A 25,386-nucleotide genomic window follows, 5' to 3' on the forward strand; every position below is an offset into this window, starting at 1 on the left:
GCAGACGAGGGCGAGGCATGAAGGTTCTCTTGATCGGTTCGGGTGGACGCGAGCACGCACTCGCCTGGAAAATCGCCCAGTCGCCAAAGCTCAGCCGCTTTTATGCCGCACCCGGCAATCCCGGCATCGCCGAGCATGCGGAGCTCGTCCCGCTCGAAATCGACGATCACCCGGCAGTCGCCACCTTCTGCCTCGACAAGGCGATCGACCTCGTGGTGGTCGGGCCGGAAGCCCCGCTTGTCGCGGGTATCGCCGACGTCTTGCGGGGCAAGGGCATCCCGGTCTTCGGGCCTTCCGCCGCCGCCGCGCAGCTCGAAGGATCGAAGGGATTCACCAAGGACCTCTGTGCCCGCTACGACATACCGACCGGCGCCTATCGCCGCTTTTCCAACGCGGCCGACGCCAAGGCCTACGTGCGGGAACAAGGCGCACCGATCGTCGTCAAGGCGGACGGGCTTGCGGCGGGCAAGGGCGTCACCGTGGCGATGACGCTGGAAGAGGCCCTGGCTGCGATCGACGACTGTTTCGACGGCGCTTTCGGCGCCGCCGGCGCGGAAGTGGTGGTGGAAGCCTATCTCGATGGCGAGGAGGCGAGCTTCTTCTGCCTCTCCGACGGCAGGACCGCGCTGGCGCTCGCCACCGCCCAGGACCACAAGCGGGTGGGCGATGGCGACACGGGCCCCAACACGGGCGGCATGGGCGCCTATTCGCCGGCCCCGGTGATGACGCCGGACATGGTTTCCCGCACCATGAGGGAGATCATCGAGCCCACCATCCGCGGCATGGCGGAAAGCGGCCATCCCTTCACCGGCGTCTTCTTCGCCGGCCTCATGATCACGGAAAAAGGGCCGGAACTCATCGAATACAATGTCCGCTTCGGCGATCCGGAATGCCAGGTGCTGATGATGCGGCTGAAAAGCGACCTGCTCGATCTGCTCCACGCCGCCGCAACCGGGACGCTCGACCGGGTTTCGGCCGAATGGAGCGACGGCGTGGCGCTGACCGTGGTGATGGCTTCGAAGGGTTATCCCGGCTCATACGAGAAAGGCACCCCGATCGCGAACCTGCCGGAAACGGCGGGCGGCGAGAAGATCTTCCATGCCGGCACGGCATTGAGGGACGGCGCGCTCGTGGCGACCGGCGGCCGGGTGCTCAACGTCACCGCGACCGGCGAAACGGTCGCGGAGGCGAAGGCGCACGCCTATGCCCTGGTCGACAAGGTGGCATGGGACAACGGCTTCTGCCGCCGCGACATCGGCTGGCGGGCGATCGAGCGCGAACGGAACTGACGCCGGGGCGGTCGCCGAATTCATTCAAAATTTACCGGTTCTCCTGACGGGATCGAAACGAAGCGACGCTATTTTTTCCGGACCTGAGGCAAGGATTCCGGTTATGCGTCTCGTTCTGACTACGGTTCTCGTGTTTGCAAGCGGTGCGGCCTTCGCATCTTCCATCACGGCGATCAACGGTTCGCATGCCGCCGGCACCAGCATTGTCGAAAAACGCTGCGAAGGCTGCCCGGCGGCAAAGCCGAAAGTGAACCAGGCCACCTACAAGGTGCCCGAGCTGGCCAGCGGCAAGCAGAAGGTGGAGATCGTCGACATCAACGGCGAAAAGAAGCTGGCGCGCACCGAAGCCTGGTTCGGGGGCTCGCCCGTCATCCATATCAGCAAGGTGCCGGAATGGATGGCCCCCGACAGCGCGATCGCGGATCTGCACCCGGCGGCGGACGGCTCGACGGAAACCGGAATAGCCACGATCGGGGATTCGCGTGACGGCGTCGACCTCGACGCCACCACCAGCGCCGTCGACCCGCTCAAGGAAAAAGCAGAATCAACCGAGATATCGGCCGCGCCGTCTCCGGCCGCAACCGGTCAGTTCGAGCTGCGGCTGACATTCGCTGAATAAGCGACCCGAGATATTCACCATCCTAAAGATGTCTTCCAGATTGCCATTTCGCGATTCGCGCGAAGACCTTGCACGCAAAGACACTATCTGACTAATTTATTGTCATTGCGAAGTGTCAAGTCCTCTATAATTAAATTTTTATTCAAATATTCGACATCACTCTGCTGTGCGAGGCGTGCATGGAGCACGGTCATGGCGCAGGACGCGCCCTCTCCCCCTAATCAACACCGTTTTGCCGGCTCCACCGGGAGATCACGGCCGCCAGAGAGTGGAACATGAAGAACCTGAAAATATCCCACCAGCTTTTATTGCTGATAGCGGCGATCATAATCGCGTTCGGAGCCGTGACCTATTATCAGGTTCGGGCGTCCATCGCGTCGATCTATGGCGAGCGCTACGACATGCTCCGCACCCAGGTGGAGTCCGCGACATCCATCCTGCAGGCCTATTACGAACAGGAAAAGGCCGGCAAGCTGACCCATGAAGAGGCGCAGAAACAGGCCTATGCGACCGTTGCAGGCATCAAGTTCGAGCCCGCCGGCTACGTCTTCGGGCTGAACTACGATACCGTCACGCAGTTCCACTACAACTCGAAGCTGGTCGGCGTGAACCAGAAGGGGCAGCCTGACAAGATGGGCAACCTCTTCCGGGAGGAAATGGTGGCCAAGGGCCGCGCCGGCGGCGGGATCACTCTCTATTATTGGGAAAAGCCCGGCAAGTCTGCCGATCAGGTTTATCAGAAGGCGGTCTATTCCAAGGCATTCGAGCCGTGGCAGGTCATCGTCGCAACCGGCGTCTACATCGACGACCTCGAAGCGAAGATCAACGGGGCGATCGCGGAAGTCGTCATCGCGGGCCTCGTCGCCGTCGGCATTGCGATGGCCCTGGCCTTCTTCGTGATCCGCAACATCACCCGTCCGCTCGACGCGGTCCATGCGGCGCTGCAGGCCGTCGCCGACGAGAACGTCACCATCAAGGTTCCCCATACGGACATGGCGAACGAAGTGGGCATGATGGCCAAGGCCACCCAGGAATTGCAGGAAAAGGTGCGCGAGCGCCACGCGATGGTCGAGCGGGAGGAAAAGCAGAAGCAGGAACTCGATCGCGAGCGCCAGCAGAACCTCGACATGCAGCAGCAGGAGGCGCAGCTCCAGGCTCGTGTCGTCTCCACCATCGGCGAGGCGCTGGAAGCGCTCGCCACCGGCGACCTCACCGTCCGCTGCGACGATCTCGGCCCCCGCTACGAGGCATTGCGCCACAATTTCAACGAAGCGCTCGGCCAGCTCGAGGCGGCCATGGCCAAGGTCAATGCGAAGGGTATCGACATCGGAGGATCGAAGGAAGAGATTCGCCGCGCCTCCAACGAGCTTTCGCAGCGCACGGAGCGGCAGGCTGCGAACCTTGAGGAAACCTCGGCGGCACTCGACGAACTCGCCGTCGCCGTCCGCCAGACGGCCGAAGGCGCCCATGAGGCCGCGCAGCGCGTGACCTCGGTCAGCACCGAAGCCAACCGCTCCGACCAGATCGTCGCCCAGGCGATCGACGCCATGGGCGGCATCGAGCATTCGTCGGAAGAGATCTCGAAGATCATCGGCGTCATCGACGACATCGCCTTCCAGACCAACCTTCTGGCGCTGAATGCCGGCGTCGAGGCCGCCCGCGCCGGCGAATCCGGCAAGGGGTTCGCGGTCGTCGCCCAGGAAGTGCGCGAACTGGCCCAGCGCTCCGCCGCTGCCGCCAAGGAGATCAAGGACCAGATCTCCCGTTCGTCCGGCCAGGTGCAGAACGGCGTCCGCCTGGTGGGCGAGGCGGGCGAGGCGCTGAAGCGCATCTCCAGCCAGGTCAAGGCGGCGAGCGAAATCGTCGGCAAGATCGCCCATTCCGCATCCGAGCAGGATACGACATTGCGCTCGATCTCGTCTTCGCTGAACCAGCTCGACGCGGCGACCCAGCACAATGCAGCCATGGCCGAGGAAACCACGGCCTCGGCGGAAGCGCTCGCCGCCGACACGGACGAGCTTCTCGGCCTGATCCGCAGCTTCCGCATCGGCGGCGGCGACGCCGGTGCCAGCGGACTTCACCGCGTCGCGCAGAAAATGCGCAGGGCAGGCTGAACCAACCTTCAGGGGTGGGGACGAGGGACCGCCGGGCTTTGGCCCGGCGGTTTTGTTTTATCGATCAATCAGGCCGCGGCCACGGCAAGGTGGATGCCGGAGCTTTCCTGCAACTGCCGGATAACGTTGAAAAGATTGCCAGCCCGCGGATTGCCCTTCGGCCCGAACATGCGCATCACGCTTTTAGCGGGCATGCCCACCTTCTGAGCCAGCGCCTCAAAGCCGATCGTCGCATTGATGAAGTCGCGCAATACGCTCTTGCCGGTTTCCACATCGCCTTCGAGAAGAAGCTCGACCGCATCGGACAACAAGGCTGCTCGAAACGTCGGGTCCTGATCCAGGCGGGCCTTGACCGTCTCCTTGAATTCCCGCGTCAATGCCATGTCAGCCTCCTTTCCTGGATTTATAATCCTGCCAATGGGCTTTCGCCGTCTCGATATCGTTCTGCTGGCGTTGTTTCGTGGCGCCTAACAGCAAGATGACCAACTGATCGCCATCGCGGCCAAGATAAACCCGATAGCCTGGTCCGTAATCGATCCGATACTCCAACACTCCCGAACCAACGGTTTAACGTTCGAGAAATTGCCCTGCCCGATGCGGGCCAAAGCGATCGTCACCTTCGAAGCAGCGCGAGACTCGATATGGTCAAACCATCGCCCGAACGGGCTCGATCCATTCCGGTCCAGATATTCGATGGTCTTCATGACAGATGGTCACATATACGTTATCATCTATCAAATTGGTTTGCAAAAATCAGCCTGAAATCTTCGAGAAATCCGCAACCGTGCCGGTCGCCTCGCGGATCGCCTTCAACAAGGCGAGGCGGTTGGCACGGATCGCGGCATCCTCGTCATTGACCAGCACGTCCTCGAAGAACCGGTCCACCGGCGCTCGGAGCTTCGACAGGGCCTCCATGGCCGAGCGGAAGTCTTCCCCGGCGATGGCGTCCGCCGCCTCCTTCGAGGCGGTCCGGATCGCCGCCCAGAGCGCCTTTTCCGCATCCAGCCTCAAAAGCCCGTCCGCAACGCCATCGGCGACGACCGTGCCCTTCTTCTCCTCGGCGGAGAGAAGCTGCACGGCGCGCCGAGTGCCGGCGAGCAGGTTCTTTCCGTCTTCCGAGGTGATGAAGGCCGTCAGCGCCTCGGCGCGGCGGGCGACCAGCAGCAGGTCGTCGGCGTCCGGCGTCAGGACCGCGTCGATGATGTCGTGCCGCGCGCCCATGTCGCGCAGGTAGACTTTCAGGCGGTCGTGGAAGAAGGAAAGGAGGTCGGTCACGACTGCGGATAAATCCAGCCTTTTCAAATACGTGCGTTCCACCACACGCTCAAGGGCTTCGGAATCGCCTGCAGCATCAAGACGACGGGCCGCTTCGAAATCCTTATCTGCCTCCGGATCGCGCACGTGGTCCTCAACAATTTCGAGCCCACCATTCAGGACCTGCAACAGCGGCAGCCGCACCTTCCGCTCCAGGAGGATGCGCACGACACCCAGTGCGGCGCGGCGGAGCGCGAACGGGTCCTTGGAGCCTGTCGGCTTTTCGTCGATCGCCCAGAAGCCGACGAGCGTATCGAGCTTGTCGGCCAGCGCGACCGCGATCGCCACCCTGTCGTCCGGCACGCGGTCGGACGGGCCCTGCGGCTTGTAATGGTCTTCGACGGCGGCGGCCACGGACGGGTTCTCGCCCTGCAAGGCCGCGTATTTGCGGCCCATCAGGCCCTGCAGTTCCGGGAATTCGCCGACCGCTTCGGTGCGCAGGTCCGCCTTGGCGAGCACGGCGGCGCGATCGACCAGAGCCGGGTCGGCGCCGATGATCGGAGCCAGTTGCGCGGCGAGATCGCGGATACGGGCGACACGCTCCCCTTGGGTGCCGAGCCTGGCATGGAAGGTGACGTTCAGCGCATCGAGCTTGGCCATGCGCTGGTCGAGCGGTTTCTTCAGGTCGAGGCCGAACTTTTCCGCAGACTCCACCAGCGTATCGAGATCGGGCATGTCGCCCTGGTCGCGGGTCCAGAAATGCTTGGCGTCCGAAAGGCGCGCGCGCACGACCTTGCCGTTGCCGTGGACGATTTCCTTGCCGCCGTCCTTCGCCTCGATGTTCGAGATCAGGACGAAGCGGTTCGAGAGGCTCTCGCCGCCCTGCGGGCGCGTGACGAAACACTTCTGGTTCGTCTTGATGGTGAGGCGGATGATCTCGGACGGGATTTCGAGATATTCCTGCTCGAACTCGCCCATCAGCACATGCGGCCACTCGACGAGGCCGGAAACCTCTTCCAGCAGGCCTTCGTCCTCGACCAGTTCGAGACCGTTGGCGAAGGCGAGATCGCGCGCGTCGTGCAGGATCACGTCCTTGCGGCGTTCGGCGTCCAGCATCACCTTCGCCTTTTCCAGGCTTGCGGCATAATCCTCGAAGCGGCGCACCGTGATCGCTGCCGGTGCATGAAAGCGGTGGCCGTAGGTGATGTTGCCAGCCGTCAACCCGTCCACTTCAAAGGGAATGACCTGGGTTTCGTCGTGTTCCGGCCCGAAGACGCAGACGATCGACTGCAGCGGGCGCACCCAGCGCAGGCTCTCCGGCCCCTTGCCCTCGATGCCGGCATAACGCATGCCCTTCGGCATGGAAGCAGCGCCCCAGCGCATGGATTTCGGCCAGGGGAAATTGCGGACGATGCCCGGCATGACATCGGCGATGATCTCTTCCGCCGGGCGGCCCGGCCTGGAGATGACCGCGACGTAGAAATCGCCCTTCTTCGGATCGCTGACGACCTGGGCTTCGGACACGGACGACAGGCCGGCGCCGCGCAGAAAACCCTCGATCGCCTTTTCCGGCGCATCGGTGCGCGGCCCCTTGCGCTCCTCGCGCTGGTCGGCGGAACGGGCAGTCAGGCCGCGGACATCCAGCGTCAGGCGACGCGGCGTCCAGTATTCGCGCGCGCCTTCATAGGTCAAACCCGCTTCCACCAGAGCGTCGGTGACGAGCTTTTTCAGGTCCCCCGCAGCCTTGCGCTGCATGCGGGCGGGAATTTCCTCCGAGCGGAGTTCGAGAAGCAGGTCGGGCATCAGTGTTCAACTTTTGTGTGAATTTCACGGGAAATGGGCAATTGCCGAGGCTCTAGCAAGCCCGCCGCGAAAAGTCATCAGTCGGATTGGCGAAAGTGCTACCACCCGCCGCCACCTCCGCCCCCTCCCCCGCCGCCGGAGGAGCCGCCCGAGAAGCCGGAGGAGGACGAAGAGGATTTCGGCTCGGGGATGGTCGAGGCGATGGTGGAAGCCATCGAAGAGGAAAAACCGCCGATGCGGTCGCCGAAGCTGGCATAGTTGCCGCTGTACCAGCCCGGCGCGTAGGCGGCAGCCGCCGCACCGACGGCCGTGGCGAGCCAGGCCTCGAAGGCGCGGCTCCATGGCTTTTCCACCCCGAGCGCCACCGCATAGGGCAGAAGCGTCTCGAAATGCTGCGGCGACATGGTGGGGGCGCCCGCCATGTTCATCCGGTCCTTTTCGGCAAGCGTCAGATAGGTGCGCAGGCCCTCGATGCCGTCCATCAGCTTGCGGCCGAGCGGCGTCGGCGCTCCCATCAGGAAAAAGAAAATGACATTGGCAAGGACGATGCCCCCCACCGCCACCAGAACCGGCCAGTGATCGCTGCCCGTCAGTTCGGAAGCGAGCGCAACCACGAGGCCGGAACCGACCGAAAGGGCGACGAAGCCTATGAAGCCGAAAATGAGGATCGAGACGATCTTCGACACAAGAGAGCCGCCGCGGCGCAACCCCTTGCCGAGGTTCACCGCAAACGCGCCGAAGAAAACGCTCACGAAGGCGGGAACCACCAGCGTGACGACAAAATCCGGCTCCAGGTTGCCGAACACGATCAGGGCGAGGAGCACCAGAACGCTCAGCACGATACCGCCGACGGTATAGCCCGTATTGGCCTTGTAATATTTGCCGCGATGCTCCTTCTCGATCGCCTGCCGGAAGCCTGCCCCGACGGATTGCACGGTGGCGCCGTGCGCTTCGTCGATCACGAAACTGCGGCCCGCCCCTCCCACCGACGCGAGAATGGATGCCTGGCCGATCGGCAGGTCCCGGGGCGCGGCCTTTTCCGTCCGCCGGATGACGATCTTCTCCTTGAGATCCTCCAGCGTGACGAAGCCCTTCACGGCGAGATCGAGCGCGCTTGCGGAGAAGGCGGTCCAGCCGCCGCCCGAAAAACCCTTGTTGTCGATATAGTTGACGAGCGCGGGAGAGATCCCGTCAGGGGCGTTCCAGCGCGGCACGACGACGCCGCCGGCGGGGTCGCGCCCGACGCGGTTCCAGAAGACGACATAATAGGCGACGACGAGAAGGAGGCCGCCGAAACCCAGGAAGAGGTTGAGGTTGTCGCGGAGCCACCAGCCGCGCTGCTGATCGGCGGAAGGCGGCGCGACAACTCCTTTCGGAAAGCCGACGACGACGGTCAGCCCCTCCTGCTCGCCAAGCGGCCTCGTCGTGGCGAAGACCGCCTCGCCGCCATTTTCCTGCATGCGGGCATTGCGGGCGGTGGAGCCGATCGGCCCCGTATAGGCGGCGGTCCGGGTCACCTGGCCGCGCGGAAGCGCCACCCGCGCGGAAGCCTCGGCAATGCGGAACAGCCAGCCGTTGCCCGTGACGTTCCAGTAGAGTTCGTCATGGTCGTCGAAATAACGGATCTGGCGGTCGGTCCTGTAGGTGAAGACATAGGTGTGCTCGCCATTGCGCAGGAGCACGTCTTCGGAGCCGGCATAGATGCGGATGCCGCCCGTGACCGTCTCCGTCCGGTAAGGCTCCTCCTGTCCGTCCCGGGTGACGGACAGGACATCGAAGCCCACGCGAACCGTCCTGCCCTTCGCATCCACCATCGTCAGCGGGAAATCACGGAAAATCCCGCGCCGGATGTTACGGCCCTCGGCATTGACGGTGATCGTTTCGGAAACCGTCAGGTCGCCGTCCTGCGCCACCTGGATGTCGGAACGGTAGGAGCGGATATATTCCTCCGCCGCAGCGGGCAAGACGCCCGCCAGGGACAGGAGAAGCGCCAGGCAGAGACCGGAGAACCACCGCATCACGACATCCCTCCCCCGGCTTCCCGGCCGAGCCTTGTTGTCCCGTCTATTCGATATCCGTGTAGGAAACCCCGAGCGACGCCAGGACATCCCAGTAATCCGGGAAGGTCTTGGCGACGCAATCCGGATCGAGAATGGTGATGCCGTGGATCTTCAGCCCCGCCAGAGCAAAGCTCATGGCGATACGGTGGTCCGCAAAGGTGTTGATCGCGGCCGGCAGCGTCTGACCCGCGAGCGAAGGATCGGACGCCACGATGAGATCGTCCCCCTCTTCCGTGGCGAGACCTTCGCGGATGGCGTTGAGGCCGAGCGACAGCGCCCGCACGCGGTCGCATTCCTTGACCCGCAGGTTGGCGATCCCGGTGAAGCGCACCGGCGTTTCGTTGAAGGCCGCCAGCACGGCAAGCGTCGGCACGGCATCCTGCATCTGGGAGCCGTCGATCTCCGCCGGCAGATGCGGAAATTTCGAGATGACGTCATAGGCCTTGGCGTCCGGCTGGGTGAAGGCCTCGTTCGGCACGCCGAGGTCGATCGCGCCGCCGGTCAGAACCTCCGCCGCCCAGAGGTAAGTCGCGGCGGACGCATCCGGCTCGATGACGAAATCGGCGGCCTCGTAGCCGGTCGGCTCGACCTTCCAGGTCGCGGCATCGACCTGCTCGACCTTGGCGCCGAAGGCCTGCATGGCTGCGAGCGTCAGGTCCACATAACCGCGGGCACCGATCTCGGCCCCCGCCAACGCCACGGTCACCGGCGCATTGGCGCCTTGCGGCGCAAGCGGCGCCGCCATCAGCAGCGCGGACACATACTGGCTTGACAGGCCGGCGTCGATTTCGACCCGGCCGGAGGCAAAATGGCCATTGCCGCGCACGGTGACCGGCGGGCATCCGGTCGGCGCCTCGACATCGAGGCCCAGCGACTTCAGGGCGGCGACCAACGGCCCGATCGGCCGCTTGCGCATGTGCTCGTCGCCGTCCACCACGACTGTTCCGTCGACGGAAGCGACGGCCGCCGTGAGGAAGCGCGTCGCCGTGCCGGCATTGCCGAGAAAGAGCGGTCCCGACGGCGGCAGAAGCCTGCCCGTGCCCGTGACGACGAAGGTCGTCGGATCGGGTTCCTCCACCTTGACGCCCATGGCCCGGAGCGCCTCCGCCATGTAGCGCGTATCGTCGCTCCTCAATGCGCCGGTCAGCCGGCTCGCGCCCCTGGCGAGGCCCGCAAGCAGCAGCGCACGGTTGGTGATCGACTTCGAGCCGGGCGGCACGGCGCGTCCGGAAAGGGGCTTGCCCGGAGGCAGGATGGTGAGTTTGGCTCTGCCCATGATGATCGTCTCTTCCGCCTTTTGCAGCCTTGCGAACCGGAGGAACGCCAGAAGCCGCGCTATTTCGAACCTTCGGCCGCGCTCTTAGAGCGTTTCGGCGCAAAGGTCCAATGGCGGTTTTCTAGAATTTGACAGTCGGAACGGCGCGGTCCGCCTCGTTGGCGATCTCGAAATAGTCGCGTTTGGAAAAACCGAACTGGCCGGCGACAAGGTTTGAGGGAAAGCTTTCGATCTTGACGTTCAGATCACGGGCCGCGCCGTTGTAATAGCGACGGGCCATCTGGATTTCGCTTTCGATCGTCTCCAGCGATGCCTGCAGCTCGGAAAAATTCTGGTTCGCCTTGAGATCGGGATAGGCCTCGGCCAGCGCGAAAAGCTTGCCGAGCGCCTGGCCGAGCAGGCCTTCGGCCTCGGCGCGGGCGGCGACATCGCCGGCCGGAACCGCCTGCGCCTGGTTGCGCAGCTTCACCACTTCCTCGAACGTGCCCTTCTCGTGCGCGGCATAACCCTTCACCGTCTCGATCAGGTTCGGGATCAGGTCGGCGCGCCGTTTCAACTGCACGTCGATGCCGGACCATGCCTCCTCCGCCATCTGACGGGACCTGACCAGCCCGTTGTAGATCATGACGGCGTACAGGGCGACGAGAACGACTATACCGATCAGGACGTACATCAGGCGAATCCCCCAAAGGCTTCAAAATCCAGGGCGGACACTACAGCATCGGCCCGAAAATCGGAATCGATTTTCGGAAAGCACGATGTTTGAATTCAATGGGGTAGAGCGTCCTTTGTACGCCCGGAAGGATGCACGGCGCTCTGTGCATGGTCGGGGGCTGCGTCAAACAGCGACGCCCGACGCAGGCCCGCCCGCGGGCAAGCTCATGCCGCCTTGCCGAAATTCACGCCGCCGGCTTCCGTCAGCAGGAAAGCCTCGCCGCAGGCCTTCGCCAGCGTGCGGACGCGCAGGATATAGCTCTGGCGCTCGGTGACGGAGATGACGCCGCGGGCATCAAGCAGGTTGAAGACGTGGGACGCCTTGATGCACTGGTCATAGGCCGGGAAGACGCATTTGTGCAGCATCTGGTTGGCATTCGCCCCCGGGGCGCCGGCGGCGAGCAATGCCTGGCATTCCTTTTCGGCGTCGATGAAATGCCGGTGCAGCATGGCCGTGTCGGCGAATTCGAAGTTGTGCCGGGAATATTCCTGCTCGGCCTGCAGGAAGACATCGCCATAGGTGATCTTTTCCTCGCCCTCGCGGCCGTTGAAGTTCAGCTCGTAGATGCTGTCGACGCCCTGGAGATAGGTGGCGAGGCGTTCGAGACCATAGGTCAGCTCGCCCGCGACCGGCGCGCATTCGATGCCGCAGACCTGCTGAAAGTAAGTGAACTGCGACACTTCCATGCCGTCGCACCAGCATTCCCAGCCAAGCCCCCAGGCGCCGAGGGTGGGGCTTTCCCAATCGTCCTCGACGAAGCGGACGTCATGCAGAAGCGGGTCGAGGCCGATCGCCTTCAGCGAGCCGAGATAGAGTTCCTGCAGGTCCGGCGGGTTCGGCTTCAGGATGACCTGGTATTGGTAGTAGTGCTGCAGGCGATTCGGGTTTTCGCCATACCGGCCGTCGGACGGACGGCGGGAAGGCTGCACATAGGCGGCCTTCCAGGGCCGGGGACCGAGCGCGCGCAACGTGGTTGCCGGATGGAAGGTTCCGGCGCCGACTTCCATGTCGTAGGGCTGCAGGATCGCGCAGCCCTTGTCCGCCCAGTAGTTCTGGAGCGCGAGGATCAGCCCCTGGAAGGAGCGGGCCGGAGACATGTGGGCGGGCAGATCGGTCATGGCGATTTCGGGTTCCGTTCAAGGATGCGGACGAGTGCCACGCATCGGGGGCGCGGGTCAAGGATTTATGCGTTTGCGCATATTGCGTTATGCCTGATCGACCTTATCTGTGATAAGATCGCCGGCAGCTTGCGGAGGCCAGCATGAACGTCAAGAATACCGTGACATTGTCGGACCGCTATCTGCGCCATGCCGAGCGGATGGTGGAAGACGGCCAGTTCCCCTCCGTCGAGAAGGTCATCGAGGCCGGCATCGACAGCCTGATGCAAGCGGACGATCAAGCCGGTGCGGACCACGATCCACTCGCTGGCGTGGCCGATGAAATCCGCCGGCGGATGCAAACACCTCGGGATCAGTGGATTCCTATGGATAGGGACAATCTTTTCGACAGCGTGCGTGCTCGGCTTGATGAAAAGTACAAGAGCAAGTGATGCCAGTCTATCGGCTGGAATATCACTCCGCCGCCGAGCAAGATCTCGTCGATATCCATAGTTACATTGAGGGCTATGCCGGACGAATTACCGCCGATCGAAAGCTGGCGGAGATCGAAGCCACCACCTATCGATTGGCCGACCTGCCAAAGATCGGTTCCATTCGCGACGACCTTCTACCCGGCCTACGCGCCATCCCCGCCGCTGAGAAGGCCATTATCTGCTTCACCGTCGACGACGAAACGATGACGGTCTTCATCATCTGCATCAGCTATGCCGGCTCCGATTGGACGTCGCGCGTAACAGAGCGCTTCTGAACCGTCACTCTTCGTCCCGTTTCACGCGATACTCACCCGTCACGGGGTCCTTGACGAGCGTGCCCATGGCGCCTGTCTGGCGCTCCTTCTCCCGTTCCTTCGAACGCCGGGTAAGCTTTTCGGCGTCGCTGATGAAGCGTTTGTAGAACATCCAGCCGCCGCCAATCACGATGATCAGAAATAAGAGCTGGGCCATCTCCCCCTCGCGCCTTGCCTATCGGCCTTCCTAGAGGCCGTACCTGCTCCACAATGCCTTTTCCTCGATGCCCGCGGCAAGTCCCGCGGCAGCCCCTGCGGCGATTTCACCGGCCTTGCCGGCGCCGAAGACGCCAGGCACACGGCGGCCGAAGAGGGTACGGGCGCTGCCGATCAGCTCCAGTTGCGCGTCCTTGCCGTAACGGCGCTTCAGGACCTCACGCATGTCCCCCAGTCCGTCGACCAGGCCGAGATCGACGCCGCGCAGGCCGCTCCAGAACAGCCCCGAAAAGATCGTCGCATCGTCGACCAGCCGCTCGCCGCGGCGCATTTTGACCATATCGATGAAAACCTTGTGGATTTCGAGCTGCAGCGACTTCAGGTATTCGATATCGCCTTCCTTTTCCGGCTGGAAGGGATCGAGGATCACCTTGTTCTCGCCCGCGGTGTAGACGCGCCGCTCGATGCCGATCTTGCGGAGCAGTTCCGGAAACCCGAAACCGCCGGAAACGACGCCGATCGAACCGACGATCGAAGTCGGGTCGGCAAAAATCTCGTCACCGGCGAGCGCGATCATGTAACCGCCCGAAGCGGCCACGTCCTCGACGAACATCAGGACCTTCTTGTCCTTTTCCTCGGCAAGCGCCCTGATGCGCTGGAAGATCAGGCGCGACTGCACCGGCGAGCCGCCCGGCGAATTGATGGCGATCGCGACAACGGGCGCCTCCTTTTTCGAGAAGGCCTTGTCCAGCATCGGCGCGACGGTGGCCAGATTGAGGGTCTGCTTGAACTGGCTGCCGCCTGCCATGATCGCGCCGTGGAGCCGGATGACGGGGATCGTCACGCCCTTCTTGCGGAACCGCTTCGGCAACAGCCTTTTCCAAAACCCGGCCATCTCTCTTCCTTCTTCCTTCTTCTTGCGCAGTTTTCTTCTTGCGCACTGGCGTCCTGTTTCTTCTTGCGCACTGGCGTCCTGATTCCGAAGCTCGTCATACCTTGCGGCGAATGCGGACGGAACTTCGGAATCCGGAGGGCGCCGGCAATATCATGCCCCGGCATGGCGGATTTGAAGTTCGCTCCGGCACCTGCCGCGCAAGCCATGCGGACTTCAAATCCATCACACCGGACTGCCACAGCATGTATGCGACGGAATTTCAAACACAATGGCCGCACCTTCGAAACGAGTATTTTTCCATTTCTTACTTGCGAATGACTTGCATTCTCATTTCCGGCAGTATTATCTCTGCAATGCGAACCGGAGACATGCGGACATGGACATTCTAGGCCCGGATCAGGAACTGAGACCGGATCAAGACGCGGGCTGGCGCCACAGGCGCGGCGAGGCATCGCTTTCCGATGTCCATCGCAGCGTCAACATCGCCCGGCACGGATCGCAGCTGCGCCGCATCGCCGCCTTTGCCGGCCCCGGTTACATGGTGGCGGTCGGCTACATGGACCCGGGCAACTGGGCGACGTCGCTCGCCGGCGGATCGAAGTTCGGTTACGCGCTGCTGACCGTCGCGCTGCTCTCCAACCTGATGGCGATCGTGCTCCAGTCGCTATGCGCCCGACTCGCCATCGCCTCGGGCCGCGACCTTGCGCAGGCCTGTCGCGACGCCTTTCCCGGATGGATATCCGTGCCGCTCTGGGCGCTGGCGGAAATCGCCATCATCGCCACGGATATCGCCGAGGTGATAGGCACGGCGATCGGTCTCAACCTGATCTTCGGCATCCCGCTCGAACTCGGCGTGTTGATCACGGCGCTCGATGTCTTCATCATCCTCTATCTGCAGAAGCTCGGCTTCCGCTGGGTGGAGGCTTTCATCATCACGCTGCTCGGCGTCATCGCCTTCTGCTTCGCGGTCCAGATCTTCCTTGCCGATCCGGATTGGGGCGGCGTGATCAGGGGCTTCTTCCCGACGACGGAGATCGTCCGCAATCCGGAAATGCTCTATCTTGCGCTCGGCATTCTCGGTGCGACCGTGATGCCGCACAACCTTTACCTGCATTCCGGCATCGTGCAGACCCGCGCCTATGGCCACACGCTGCCGGAAAAGCGCGAAGCCCTGACCTATGCGACGCTCGATTCCACCGTCGCTCTCTGTTTCGCGCTTCTCATCAATGCCTCGATCCTCATCCTCGCGGCGGCGGCGTTCAACGCCAGCGGCCAGACGGATGTCGTCGAACTCGGCGAGGCGCATTCCCTGCTTTCGCCGCTGCTCGGCCTTGCCATCGCCCCGACGCTCTTCGGCATCGCGCTTCTCTGTTGCGGCCTCAATTCGACGGTGACGGCAACGCTTGCCGGCCAGATCGTCATGGAAGGCTTCCTCAAGATCAGGCTGCAGCCCTGGGTCCGCCGGCTGATCACCCGCGGCATCGCCATCGTTCCCGCCGCGCTGGTGACGATCCTGTACGGCGATGCCGGAACGGCGGAACTGCTGATCCTCACCCAGGTCGTGCTGAGCCTGCAGCTTTCCTTCGCGGTTTTCCCGCTCGTCGCGTTCACCGCCAGCAGGGCCAAGATGGGCGCGCTCGTCGCACCCCGCTGGCTGACCGCGATCGCTTATGCGATCGCCGTCGTGATCGCGGCCCTCAACGTCAAGCTGCTTATCGATTTCGTCTCGGGCTGAGCCTCGCATAGGCGGCACGGCCATTGTTGAGATCGTCGACGAACGGCGTGAACGCGTGGCCTTCCGCGCCGTGCACGAAGAGCGGCGCGCGAAACGTCAGCCGGGCCCGGGACCCCTTGACCGCGGTGACGAGAATGCGCGTGGCGCTTTCATCGGGCCGCGGGTGGACGGCCGTGATCTCCAGCCCGCCGAAACGTTTGCCGCAGGCGGCGATGATCTCGGCGATCGATTGCGGGCGGGCGATCAGCGACAATTGGCCGCCCGGCTTCATGATCGCGCCGGCCGTGCGAATCCAGGCCTCGAACAGGCCTTCCGTCATGGCGTGCGCCTCCGCCTTCAGCGCATCCGGGGTCCTGCGGTCGCTGGCATCGTTGAACGGCGGGTTCATGATGACATGGTCATAGGCCTCGTCTTCGAGACCGGCCGCGAGCCGCGGCCTTCCCGTCAGCGTGACGTCCGCCTCCAGCACGTCGACCCGGCCGGCGAGGGCGGCGTTTTCCGAAAGCGCAAGCGTCCTGCGGGCATAATCGGCCATCAGCGGCGATCTTTCGACCAGCGCGACCGTGGCATCGCCGAGACGCGCCGCGACCGCGAGCCCCGCCGCCCCGGCGCCCGCGCCGAGATCGGCCACCCGGACCGGTCCGTCGTCCGCCACCAGCGCGGCGAGCAGCATGGCGTCGACGCCGGAGCGATGCCCGCCGCCCTTCGGCTGCATCACATGAAAATTGCCGCGATGGAACGCATCGATGGTGTGGGCGGAGGTCATATGGTTTGCCACTGTCGAACCCCGGCGGTTGCCGGCCCCCCTCCGCCCTGCCGGGCATCTCCCCCACAGGGCAGAGGGGGGCGATCCGCAGGGAGTTCCGGTGCCGACGCTCCCGAAAAAGACGAAGCAAAAGCCCCGAGCATCACGGCCGCAGCTCCGCTTCGAGCCCGGCGTCCTTCAATATCCGCCGCGCCTCGTTCACCCTATCCCCTTCCACCAGGAAACGGCGCGGCAGGAGCCCGAGGGACCCTTCCAACACGCTCATGGACTGATCGGCGATCATGCAGTGGATGCCCGCATCCTTCATCAGGCTTTCGGCCAGCGACAGGATCACGACATCGTTGGTGCGAATGATCTCCAGCATAACCCTTTTTTGAAACCCCATTAAGTCCGGCGGGATGCGATTTGCCCTTGCCGCCCTATCCACCTCTTTCTATTGTCGTTTAAAAGATTTCGATAGGGAGGCCTCATCGTTGGGCGTCGTCATACCGCTTGAAGAAGGCAAAAACAAACCTGCATCCGTCAAACCGCTGGTGGACCTCACCAGGGCGGACATGGAACGGGTCAACCAGTTGATCCTGTCCAAGGCCGGCTCCGACGTGCAGATGATCCCGGAAGTCGCCAATCACCTCATCTCGTCCGGCGGCAAGCGCCTGAGGCCGATGCTGACGCTCGCCTCCGCGGTGCTGTTCGGCTATGAGGGCGACAGCCATGTGAAGCTTGCGACCAGCGTCGAGTTCATGCACACGGCGACCCTGCTGCATGACGACGTGGTGGACGAAAGCGACCTGCGCCGCGGCAGGTCCACCGCCCGGATGATCTGGGGCAACCAGGCGAGCGTGCTGGTCGGCGACTTCCTGCTCGGCCAGGCCTTCAAGATGATGGTGGAGGTCGGCTCGCTCGATGCGCTGGACGTGCTCTCGACCGCGGCCTCCGTCATCGCCGAGGGAGAAGTGCTGCAGCTTTCCGTCGCCAAGCATATGGAGACGACCGAGGACGACTATCTTTCGGTCATCCGAGCCAAGACCGCGGCGCTCTTCGCCGCGGCTGCGGAAGTCGGGCCGATCATCGCCAATGCCGACAAGGCCGGACGCGCCGCGCTGAAATCCTACGGCATGAATCTCGGGCTCGCCTTCCAGCTCGTCGACGACGCGCTCGACTACGGCGGCAAGGCGGCCGATCTCGGCAAGAATGTCGGCGACGATTTCCGCGAGGGCAAGATCACGCTGCCCGTCATCCTTTCCTATCGCCGCGGCACCGAGGGCGAACGGGCTTTCTGGCGGCAGGCGATCGAACAGGGCGAGAGCAGCGACGAAAACCTCGAAAAGGCGCTCGGGCTCATCAACAAATACAGCGCCCTCAACGATACGATCGCCCGCGCGCTGCATTACGGCACGATCGCCCGCGATGCCCTGGCGCCGCTGCCGTCCTCGCCTCTCAAGGCCGCCCTCCTGGAGGTCATCGATTTCTCGATCCAGCGCGTCAACTGACGCCGCCGGCCGGTTGACGAAGGTGTGACCGGCGCCGATCCTTTTCGGCGCGGGAGATTTCCTTGCGGACCTGCTCCAAAAAAGCCATTCTGTCGTGAATCAATTGAGCGCGAACAGCGGCGGTCTTCATCACCGCACCAGGCTCTACACGAAAGGCATCCTTCATGCGGCAGAAATCCAGTCTTCTTCTGCTCTCCAGCGCGGCGATTGCGACCGTCCTGATGTTCGGCGCGGTTGCAAATGCGGCAACCGCCAACCCGCGGCCAACGGCAGAAGAGGCGATTACCTTCGACGCCAGCGACGCGAAGTCGTTTTCCGGCGCGTTCCTTGCCGCCCGCACCGCCGACGTGGACCATGATTATCCGACCGCGATCTCGCTCTACCGCAAGGCGCTCGATTTCGAGCCGGCCAATCTGGAAATCCGCGAGAGGCTGATGATCTCGCTGCTGCTCAACGGCGATTTCGACGACGGCCTCAAGGAAGCCGAGGCGCTGAAGGAGGATGCGGCCGTCGAGCGGATCACCAAGATCGTCCGGGGCCTCGACGCATTGCGCGACAAGAAGTTCGACACGGCGCGGAAGGTTCTCGCCTATGAGGGGCCGAACGACCTCGACCGGCTGACGCACCAGCTCCTGTCGGCCTGGGTGCAGGTCGGTGCGGGCAAGAGCAAGCAGGCGATGAACAGCGTCGCCAACCTCAAGGGGCCAGCCTGGTACAAGGTCTTCGTCGACTACCAGCTCGGCGCCATGGCAATCGTCACCGGCGATATCGGCACGGCGCGGCAGCATCTCAACACGGCCGTCACCAACAAGGAGGCGGTTGCGACCGCACCCGACACGTTCATGCGCGCGGTCATGGCGCTTGCGCGCCTCGAAGCCGCCGCCGGCAACAGGCAGAAGGCGCTCGATGCCATCGCCGTCGGCGACGGCATGGTCTCCAACTACGCACCGCTGAAGGCCTTGCGGCAGAGCATCGAGAAGGGCGAAAAGCCGCAGCAGCAGGTGAGCAACGCCGCCGAAGGCGCCGCCAGCGTGCTCTTTTCCATCGGCGGAGCGCTGAACCGGCAGGGCGCGGAAGACATGGTCTCGCTCTACCTGCAGATATCGCATGCGCTCGACACGCAGAGCGCCGACACGCTGATCCTGCTCGGCGGCATCGCGGAAAAGCTCGAGCAGCCCGACCGCGCCATCAAGTTCTATTCGAGCGTGCCGGCCGATTCGCCGATGCGGCGGATTTCCGAACTGCAGCTCGGCGTGACGCTTTCGGAAACCGGCAAGGTGGACGAGGCCAAGCAGCATCTGAAGGCCCTGATCGAATCCGATCCCACCGACATCCGCAGCTATATCGCCTATGGCCAGGTTCTTTCCGAGGCCAAGGACTACAAGGCCATGGCGGAGAACTACGACAAGGCGGTCGAGGTGATCGGCCCCGTGCCGAAGCCGGGCGACTGGACCCTCTTTTTCCAGCGCGGCATTTCCTACGAGCGGCTGAAGCAGTGGGACAAGGCCGAGCCGAACTTCCGCAAGGCGCTGGAGCTCAACCCGGAGCAGCCGCAGGTGCTGAATTATCTGGGCTATTCCCTCGTCGACATGAACAAGAACCTCGATGAAGGTCTCGACATGATCCGCCGCGCCGTCGATGCGCGTCCGGACGACGGTTATATCGTCGATTCGCTCGGCTGGGCCTATTACCGCATGGGCAAGTTCGACGACGCGGTGACGGAACTGGAGCGGGCAGTGCAATTGCGCGCCGGCGACTCGACGATCAACGACCATCTGGGTGACGCCTACTGGCGTGTCGACCGCAAGCTCGAAGCCGTCTACCAGTGGAACCGCGCGCTCGTCTCCGAAGGCGAGGACATCAACCGCGAGCACATCAAGGAGAAGATCGAGAAGGGCCTGCCGCCGCTCGATCCGAACGCGACGACCGCCGACCGCAGCCGGACGGAACCTGTTGCTCCGCCCCCGCCGGCGCCGGTCAATCCCGACAAGAAATCCTGACGGATCATGTTTCTGGATACCATGCCGACCGAAGGAAACGGGCTCGCCGACGAGGCGGGCCTTTTTGAACTGGCGCCCGCCAAGATCAATCTTGCCCTGCATGTCACGGGCCAGCGGGCCGACGGTTATCACCTGCTGGAAAGCATCGTCACCTTCGCCGACACGGGCGACGGACTGAGCTTCTTTGCCGCGGAAGAGGACGGCTTTACCGTTTCGGGCCGGTTCGCCCATCTCCTGCCGCCCGATGCGGCGGGGCAGGACGGCAACCTGGTGCTGAAGGCGCGCGACCTTCTGCGGCGCATGCTGGAGAAACGGGGCATTCCGACGCCTCCCGTCGCCATTCATCTCGAAAAGAACCTGCCGGTCGCGGCGGGTATCGGCGGCGGATCGGCGGATGCGGCGGCGACGCTGCGGGGGCTGCTGCGCTTCTGGGATGCGGGCATGCCGGAGCCCGAGCTTGCCTCGCTCGCCCTGTCGCTCGGCACCGACGTGCCCATGTGCCTCAGGAGCGAGGCGCTGATGGCAAAGGGCATCGGCGAGGACCTGACGGAACTGGCCACCCTGCCCTCCCTGCCGCTCGTGCTCGGCAATCCGCTTGTCGGCGTCTCGACGCCGGATATCTTCCGGCGCCTCATGCGCAAGGACAATCCGCCGATCGGCGCGCTTGACGGCGACTGGTTGCCGGTGCTGAAGACGCTGCGCAACGACCTCGAACCGCCGGCCCGCTCGCTGGTGCGCGAGATCGACCAGATTTCCAACCTGATCGGGGCGGAAGGCGCGATGCTGACGCGCATGTCCGGCTCCGGCGCCACCTGTTTCGGGATATTTCCTTCCTCGGAGGCGGCGCAAAAGGCAGCGGAAAACCTTAACGGACAGAAGCCGGACTGGTATTTTCAGGCCGTGCAGACCGTTGGAACAGGACAATGAGCCGGATCGACGAAACCCGCCCCTTCATTCCCGTCGGCATTGCGGTGCTGACCGTCTCGGACACGCGCACGCTGGAGAACGACAAGTCCGGCGACACGCTCGTCGGCCGGATCGCCGAGGCCGGCCACCAGCTCAAGGCCCGCGCCATCGTGCCGGACGACAAGGAACGGATCGCCGGGCAGGTGCGCGCGTGGACGCTCGATCCGGAGATCGACGTGGTGATCACCACCGGCGGCACGGGCTTTACCGGACGCGACGTGACGCCGGAAGCCATCGAGCCGCTGTTCGAAAAGCGGATGGACGGCTTTTCCGAAGTCTTCCACCGCATCTCCTACGACAAGATCGGCACGTCGACGATCCAGTCGCGGGCGACCGGCGGCGTCGCCAACGCCACCTATATCTTCGTGCTGCCGGGTTCGCCGGGCGCCTGCAAGGACGCCTGGGACGGCATCCTGAAAGCCCAGCTCGACTACCGCCACATGCCCTGCAATTTCATCGAGATCATGCCCCGGCTCGATGAACATCTGAGGCGCGGCGCCGGGGGTTGATCCCCTCCCCGCCGGAGGCACGTCGTCATCCCGAAGCCGCTTCGCACCTGCGGGCGACAGGTTTCATCTGGCGGAAGCGGCGACCCAGGCCGGAATCATCTCGCTGGCAAGCCTCGAGGCTTTCTGTCCCTTCGCAAGGTTTTCCAGGTCCATGCCCGATTTCGCGAGCGTGATCGCCTGCTTCTTCGGGATGAGCAGACCATATTCGAGCGGCGGGACGGCGCGGCCGATGCGCTTGAAGAAAGGCCGGCGGTAATTGCGCGAGGGCGCGAACCGGGCCGGCTGCCTGTTGAGCGCGATGTATTCCATCACCTCCTCGATCCAGCCTGCCTGCAACCGCGCGCCCGGCTCCACCAGCAGCAGCCATTCGCCGCGCGCGCCCCGAAAAATGTCCTTGATGTCCCAATGATTGTGGAAACGGCAGCCGGCGGCATCCGCCACGCGGGAGGAACCGTCCCGCGAGCCGTGATCGAGCACCACGACATCGCTCACCAGCCCTTCCACCGCAGCGGAAACAAGCACCGAGAGCGTCTGCGCCAGCTCCGATTCCTGGTCGCGGCATTCCATGATGACAGTCAGCATTCCTGACATTTACCGCATCGCAGCACGGAACGCCAGAAACGGTTTCCAAATTTTGTTCTTGCAATGTTCTCATTTTACGGTTAGGAATTTAATCATCGCGAACGGGGAGATTTCCCCTTCAGGAGCGTCCCATGAACGAGCTGTCCCAATTGCGGCAGGCTGCTTTCGCGCCTGCTCATACGGCCGATATTGCCGATGCGCTGGTGAAATCCTCCGGCCTGCGGGTGGAGGCCGATCGCCGGCGGGGTCGTGGCGCCGGGCTCAACCCGAGCGGCCGGTTCGAGGAGAAGCGCCGGGAGGCCCTGGATGACGGCTGGCAGACAATCGAGGAGCTGGAGCCGTTCAGGACCGAGGTCCAGGTGGAGAAGCCGCGCGCGGCCATCACGCGCAACGAGTCTCCCGATCTTTCCTTCGACCGCTCGATCAATCCCTATCGCGGCTGCGAGCATGGCTGCATCTACTGTTTCGCGCGCCCGACCCACAGCTATATGGGGCTTTCGCCGGGGCTCGATTTCGAATCGAAGCTCTTTGTAAAACCGGACGTGCCGAAGCTGCTGGAACGGGAGCTGAGCAGGCCGGATTACAAGGTGCGGGCGATCGCGATCGGCACCAATACCGATCCCTACCAGCCGATCGAACGGGAATGGCGCATCATGCGGCAGATCCTGGAGGTGCTGAACAAGGCCAACCACCCTGTCGCAATCGTCACCAAGTCGGCGCTCATCACCCGTGACGCGGACATTCTTTCTGAGATGGCTTCGAAAGGGCTCGCCAAGGTCGGCATTTCCATCACCACGCTCGACCGCAAACTGGCCCGCGCCATGGAGCCGCGCGCCTCGACCCCTCCCAAGCGCCTCGACGCCATCAAGGCGCTGACCGATGCGGGCATTCCGGCATCGGTCATGGTGGCGCCCGTGATCCCGGCGCTCAACGATCACGAGATCGAGCGTATCCTGGAGGCTGCGAATGCCGCGGGCGCGACGAAGGCAAGCTATGTGCTGCTGCGCCTGCCGCTGGAAGTGAGCCCCCTCTTCCGGGACTGGCTCCTGCAGAATTATCCGAACCGCTACAGGCATGTCATGTCGCTGATTCGCTCCATGCGCGGCGGCAAGGACTACGATGCCGAATGGGGTAAGCGGATGAAGGGCGCGGGGCCCTATGCCTGGCAGATCGGCCGCCGTTTCGAGATGGCGACGAAGCGGCTCGGCATGGTGCGGCGCGGCCTGCCGCTGCGCGACGACATCTTCATCCGGCCCGATGGCGGCGGCATACAGCTTTCGCTGCTGTGAGGAGATGGCGAAGCTCGCCGAAGACAACCGATCCGGGGAATGAGAGGCCCCGTGATTTTTCGAATTCGATTTCCGGCACGTTCCCCGCTTCCGTCCCGTGCCGGAATGTCCCCGGTTCCACCGCCGCCCCGGTGGATAGCGACGCCGCAATCGCTTGCCGGGGTTGCAGGAGATCGGGTCGGCGTGCGAGGTTGCCGCCATGTTGCCTCGCACGTCGCCCGATTCTCCGATGCTCTTCGAGGAAGTGCCGCTCGTTCCGGACTTCAACCTCGAACTTCTGGCCCGAAAGGCCGGCCACTGGCCGGTCGCCGGAACCGATGAGGCAGGACGCGGCCCGCTCGCAGGGCCGGTCGTGGCGGCAGCGGTGATCCTCGACCCGGACAATATTCCGGCCGGTCTCAACGATTCCAAGCAGCTTACAGCCGCCCGGCGGGAGGTGCTGTTCGAGGCGATCATGGCAACGGCGGAAGTCTCGATCGCGGCCTCCGGTCCCCGGCATATCGACGAGCGCAATATCCTGCAGGCAAGCCTGGACGCAATGCGCAGGGCCGTAGCCGGTCTTGCCGTGACGCCGTCCTACGTGCTTGCCGATGGCCGCGACGTGCCGCAGGGGCTCTGCTGCCCCGGCAAGGCCGTCATCCAGGGGGACGCCCGCTCCGTCTCCATCGCCGCAGCCTCGATCATCGCCAAGGTGACGCGCGACCGGATGATGGCGCGGGCGCATGTGGTTTTTCCTGCCTACGGTTTTGCGAATCACGCGGGTTACGGCACGGCGCAGCATCGCGCGGGAATCGAGGCACATGGCCCCTGCCTGCTTCATCGCATGAGCTTCCGGCCGCTGCGAAAGGACGCGCTCCCGGAGACGTGAACGATGGAATTCCTGTTCCGGACTTTTACGGACACCGATCTGTTGGAATACCGGGCATGGTTTGAGGATGAGGAACTCAACCGCCGCCTCTCCTATCCCGACGACATCTGGTTCAGGCATGTCCGCAAGCCGGAGAATGCCTGCTGGGCCGTCATCGATGATGCCAACAGGCTGATCGCCGTATTGCAGGTGGATCGCAAGGAGACGACCGGCTATCTCGATATCGCCCTCCGCCCCGATCTGCGGCGTCACGGTCTCGGCACGGCGGTGCTGGGCGGTTTCCTTGAAGGACCGGGACACGCCTACGATGTCATCGAAGGCCGTATTTCCCCCGGAAATGCTGCTGCCCATGCGCTTGTCCGACGCTGCGGATTCTCCATCCTGCCCGATCCGGATGAGGACGGGTTCATCCGGGCTGCCCGGCCGAACCTCTCCCCGGAGTGAACCATTGCCAACCGCCGCTACGGCACGGCAAATATCCGACGATCCCAAGCGCCCGCTTGTTCAAGCTTCGCTCCGCGGCGACCACGGATTCGTCCGGCAACTCGCCACAACAAAAAGGCCGGGTTTCCGCCCGGCCTTTTCGAAGTCCATGTCGATTGAAATCAGTTCAACCGCGACTGCACCTTGCCGACGGCATCCTTGAAGAGCGCGTCCTGGGTGGACGCATCCGCCTTCTTGGCGATGACGTTTTCGGCGGCGGCGATCGCAAGATCGACGGCAGCGGCGCGAACGGCGCCGATCGCGTCGGCCTCGGCCTGCTTGATCTTCTGTTCGGAGAGCGCGTTGCGGCGGGCGACGAATTCCTCCGTCTTCTGCCGGGCCTCCTCGGTCAGGGCGGCGGCCTCGCGCTCGGCCGAAGCGACGATCTGGGCGGCTTCAGCTTCGGCTTCCTTGCGCTTGCGCTGATATTCGGCAAGCAGCGACTGCGCCTCTTCGCGAAGGCGCTTGGCTTCGTCGAGTTCCTTGCGGATATTGCCGGCGCGCTCGTCCAACGATTTCGCCATCATGCCCGGGACCTTGAGATAGACGATCAGGGCCAGGAAGAGGACGAGGCCGACGAAGGCGAAAAAGGTTGCATCGAATGCCATATTG

At 63.8% G+C, this 25,386-nt stretch carries 27 protein-coding genes; 13 read left to right on the forward strand and 14 right to left on the reverse strand.

All coding sequences use genetic code 11. The features are described from left to right. Positions 1-17 precede the first annotated feature (17 nt). From purD to ACFFP0_RS16155, 3 genes are all read left to right on the forward strand, one after another. Positions 18-1,289 carry a phosphoribosylamine--glycine ligase gene (purD, locus tag ACFFP0_RS16145; RefSeq protein ID WP_377262621.1) on the forward strand — a complete coding sequence of 424 codons (1,272 nt, stop codon included), beginning with the start codon at positions 18-20 and terminating at the stop codon, positions 1,287-1,289. Positions 1,290-1,392: 103 nt separating this feature from the next. Beyond that, complete coding sequence (locus tag ACFFP0_RS16150) at positions 1,393-1,908, forward strand: plant virulence effector HPE1-like domain-containing protein (protein ID WP_377262624.1); 516 nt, start codon at positions 1,393-1,395, stop codon at positions 1,906-1,908. A 275-nt stretch (positions 1,909-2,183) separates the two neighbouring features. Beyond that, on the forward strand, positions 2,184-4,022 hold the full coding sequence (locus tag ACFFP0_RS16155; RefSeq protein ID WP_377262627.1) for a methyl-accepting chemotaxis protein: 1,839 nt from the start codon (positions 2,184-2,186) through the stop codon (positions 4,020-4,022). Positions 4,023-4,090: 68 nt separating this feature from the next. Here ACFFP0_RS16155 and ACFFP0_RS16160 read toward each other — a convergent pair whose 3' ends face one another. From ACFFP0_RS16160 to ACFFP0_RS16190, 7 genes are all read right to left on the reverse strand, one after another. After that, positions 4,091-4,405 carry a helix-turn-helix domain-containing transcriptional regulator gene (locus tag ACFFP0_RS16160; protein WP_377262630.1) on the reverse strand — a complete coding sequence of 105 codons (315 nt, stop codon included), beginning with the start codon at positions 4,403-4,405 and terminating at the stop codon, positions 4,091-4,093. 1 nt (position 4,406) lies between these two features. Continuing rightward, the gene (locus tag ACFFP0_RS16165; protein ID WP_377262633.1) at positions 4,407-4,574 is read right to left on the reverse strand and encodes a type II toxin-antitoxin system RelE/ParE family toxin; all 168 of its coding nucleotides are present in this window, start codon (positions 4,572-4,574) and stop codon (positions 4,407-4,409) included. 201 nt (positions 4,575-4,775) lie between these two features. Beyond that, on the reverse strand, positions 4,776-7,079 hold the full coding sequence (glyS, locus tag ACFFP0_RS16170; RefSeq protein ID WP_377262636.1) for a glycine--tRNA ligase subunit beta: 2,304 nt from the start codon (positions 7,077-7,079) through the stop codon (positions 4,776-4,778). Positions 7,080-7,177: 98 nt separating this feature from the next. Further along, positions 7,178-9,100 carry a DUF2207 domain-containing protein gene (locus tag ACFFP0_RS16175; protein WP_377262639.1) on the reverse strand — a complete coding sequence of 641 codons (1,923 nt, stop codon included), beginning with the start codon at positions 9,098-9,100 and terminating at the stop codon, positions 7,178-7,180. 43 nt (positions 9,101-9,143) lie between these two features. Continuing rightward, positions 9,144-10,415, reverse strand: coding sequence for a 3-phosphoshikimate 1-carboxyvinyltransferase (locus ACFFP0_RS16180; RefSeq protein ID WP_377262642.1), 1,272 nt, complete (start codon positions 10,413-10,415; stop codon positions 9,144-9,146). 121 nt (positions 10,416-10,536) lie between these two features. Further along, on the reverse strand, positions 10,537-11,088 hold the full coding sequence (locus ACFFP0_RS16185) for a LemA family protein (protein ID WP_377262645.1): 552 nt from the start codon (positions 11,086-11,088) through the stop codon (positions 10,537-10,539). Between the two features lie 206 nt (positions 11,089-11,294). Continuing rightward, complete coding sequence (locus tag ACFFP0_RS16190; RefSeq protein ID WP_377262648.1) at positions 11,295-12,248, reverse strand: glycine--tRNA ligase subunit alpha; 954 nt, start codon at positions 12,246-12,248, stop codon at positions 11,295-11,297. Between the two features lie 143 nt (positions 12,249-12,391). Between ACFFP0_RS16190 and ACFFP0_RS16195 the strand changes: the two genes are divergently transcribed. Together ACFFP0_RS16195 and ACFFP0_RS16200 are read left to right on the forward strand one after the other, a co-directional pair. Next, positions 12,392-12,679: a hypothetical protein gene (locus tag ACFFP0_RS16195; RefSeq protein WP_377262651.1), complete on the forward strand. Its 288-nt coding sequence runs from the start codon at positions 12,392-12,394 to the stop codon at positions 12,677-12,679. Further along, positions 12,679-12,996 carry a type II toxin-antitoxin system RelE/ParE family toxin gene (locus ACFFP0_RS16200; protein WP_377262654.1) on the forward strand — a complete coding sequence of 106 codons (318 nt, stop codon included), beginning with the start codon at positions 12,679-12,681 and terminating at the stop codon, positions 12,994-12,996. The genes ACFFP0_RS16195 and ACFFP0_RS16200 overlap by 1 nt, the downstream gene beginning before the upstream one ends. A 4-nt stretch (positions 12,997-13,000) precedes the next feature. Here ACFFP0_RS16200 and ACFFP0_RS16205 read toward each other — a convergent pair whose 3' ends face one another. Both ACFFP0_RS16205 and ACFFP0_RS16210 read right to left on the reverse strand, forming a co-directional pair. After that, positions 13,001-13,192: a hypothetical protein gene (locus ACFFP0_RS16205; RefSeq protein ID WP_377262657.1), complete on the reverse strand. Its 192-nt coding sequence runs from the start codon at positions 13,190-13,192 to the stop codon at positions 13,001-13,003. A 30-nt stretch (positions 13,193-13,222) separates the two neighbouring features. Continuing rightward, positions 13,223-14,086, reverse strand: coding sequence for a S49 family peptidase (locus ACFFP0_RS16210; RefSeq protein ID WP_377262660.1), 864 nt, complete (start codon positions 14,084-14,086; stop codon positions 13,223-13,225). 376 nt (positions 14,087-14,462) lie between these two features. Here ACFFP0_RS16210 and ACFFP0_RS16215 point away from each other — a divergent pair, with 376 nt between their 5' ends. After that, positions 14,463-15,821, forward strand: a complete 1,359-nt coding sequence (locus tag ACFFP0_RS16215; RefSeq protein ID WP_377262663.1) for an Nramp family divalent metal transporter — start codon at positions 14,463-14,465, stop codon at positions 15,819-15,821. Here ACFFP0_RS16215 and ACFFP0_RS16220 read toward each other — a convergent pair. After that, entirely contained in the window at positions 15,799-16,587 is a 789-nt protein-coding gene (locus ACFFP0_RS16220; RefSeq protein WP_377262666.1) for a tRNA1(Val) (adenine(37)-N6)-methyltransferase, read from the reverse strand. The genes ACFFP0_RS16215 and ACFFP0_RS16220 overlap by 23 nt on opposite strands. 142 nt (positions 16,588-16,729) lie before the next feature. Continuing rightward, on the reverse strand, positions 16,730-16,951 hold the full coding sequence (locus ACFFP0_RS16225; protein ID WP_377262669.1) for a putative signal transducing protein: 222 nt from the start codon (positions 16,949-16,951) through the stop codon (positions 16,730-16,732). A gap of 109 nt (positions 16,952-17,060) precedes the next feature. On the opposite strand from ACFFP0_RS16225, the gene ACFFP0_RS16230 reads away from it, so the two are divergent. Further along, positions 17,061-18,077, forward strand: a complete 1,017-nt coding sequence (locus ACFFP0_RS16230; RefSeq protein ID WP_377262672.1) for a polyprenyl synthetase family protein — start codon at positions 17,061-17,063, stop codon at positions 18,075-18,077. On the opposite strand, the gene ACFFP0_RS16235 is transcribed toward ACFFP0_RS16230, so the two are convergent. Next, on the reverse strand, positions 18,070-18,243 hold the full coding sequence (locus ACFFP0_RS16235) for a hypothetical protein (RefSeq protein ID WP_377262675.1): 174 nt from the start codon (positions 18,241-18,243) through the stop codon (positions 18,070-18,072). The two genes, ACFFP0_RS16230 and ACFFP0_RS16235, sit on opposite strands and share 8 nt — an antisense overlap. On the opposite strand from ACFFP0_RS16235, the gene ACFFP0_RS16240 reads away from it, so the two are divergent. The 3 genes from ACFFP0_RS16240 to moaB are packed head-to-tail and all read left to right on the forward strand — an operon-like array spanning position 18,242 to position 21,552. Next, positions 18,242-20,077 (forward strand): tetratricopeptide repeat protein, encoded by a 1,836-nt coding sequence (locus tag ACFFP0_RS16240; RefSeq protein ID WP_377262678.1) that lies wholly within the window; start codon positions 18,242-18,244, stop codon positions 20,075-20,077. The genes ACFFP0_RS16235 and ACFFP0_RS16240 overlap by 2 nt on opposite strands. Before the next feature lie 21 nt (positions 20,078-20,098). Beyond that, positions 20,099-21,004, forward strand: a complete 906-nt coding sequence (locus ACFFP0_RS16245; RefSeq protein ID WP_377262936.1) for a 4-(cytidine 5'-diphospho)-2-C-methyl-D-erythritol kinase — start codon at positions 20,099-20,101, stop codon at positions 21,002-21,004. After that, positions 21,001-21,552 (forward strand): molybdenum cofactor biosynthesis protein B, encoded by a 552-nt coding sequence (gene moaB, locus ACFFP0_RS16250; protein WP_377262681.1) that lies wholly within the window; start codon positions 21,001-21,003, stop codon positions 21,550-21,552. The genes ACFFP0_RS16245 and moaB overlap by 4 nt, the downstream gene beginning before the upstream one ends. A gap of 63 nt (positions 21,553-21,615) precedes the next feature. Here moaB and ACFFP0_RS16255 read toward each other — a convergent pair whose 3' ends face one another. Next, positions 21,616-22,134: a glycosyltransferase family 2 protein gene (locus ACFFP0_RS16255; RefSeq protein ID WP_377262684.1), complete on the reverse strand. Its 519-nt coding sequence runs from the start codon at positions 22,132-22,134 to the stop codon at positions 21,616-21,618. Positions 22,135-22,265: 131 nt separating this feature from the next. Between ACFFP0_RS16255 and ACFFP0_RS16260 the strand changes: the two genes are divergently transcribed. From ACFFP0_RS16260 to ACFFP0_RS16270, 3 genes are all read left to right on the forward strand, one after another. Then, a complete protein-coding gene (locus ACFFP0_RS16260; RefSeq protein WP_377262687.1) occupies positions 22,266-23,423 on the forward strand; it encodes a PA0069 family radical SAM protein in 1,158 nt (385 codons plus the stop codon). Positions 23,424-23,622: 199 nt separating this feature from the next. After that, complete coding sequence (gene rnhB / locus ACFFP0_RS16265) at positions 23,623-24,291, forward strand: ribonuclease HII (RefSeq protein ID WP_377262690.1); 669 nt, start codon at positions 23,623-23,625, stop codon at positions 24,289-24,291. A 3-nt stretch (positions 24,292-24,294) separates the two neighbouring features. Continuing rightward, positions 24,295-24,735: a GNAT family N-acetyltransferase gene (locus ACFFP0_RS16270; RefSeq protein ID WP_377262693.1), complete on the forward strand. Its 441-nt coding sequence runs from the start codon at positions 24,295-24,297 to the stop codon at positions 24,733-24,735. 161 nt (positions 24,736-24,896) lie between these two features. On the opposite strand, the gene ACFFP0_RS16275 is transcribed toward ACFFP0_RS16270, so the two are convergent. Beyond that, the gene (locus ACFFP0_RS16275; RefSeq protein WP_377262696.1) at positions 24,897-25,382 is read right to left on the reverse strand and encodes a F0F1 ATP synthase subunit B; all 486 of its coding nucleotides are present in this window, start codon (positions 25,380-25,382) and stop codon (positions 24,897-24,899) included. Positions 25,383-25,386: the final 4 nt, after the last annotated feature.

This window comes from Neorhizobium puerariae (assembly GCF_042429745.1).
Lineage (GTDB): Bacteria > Pseudomonadota > Alphaproteobacteria > Rhizobiales > Rhizobiaceae > Neorhizobium > Neorhizobium puerariae.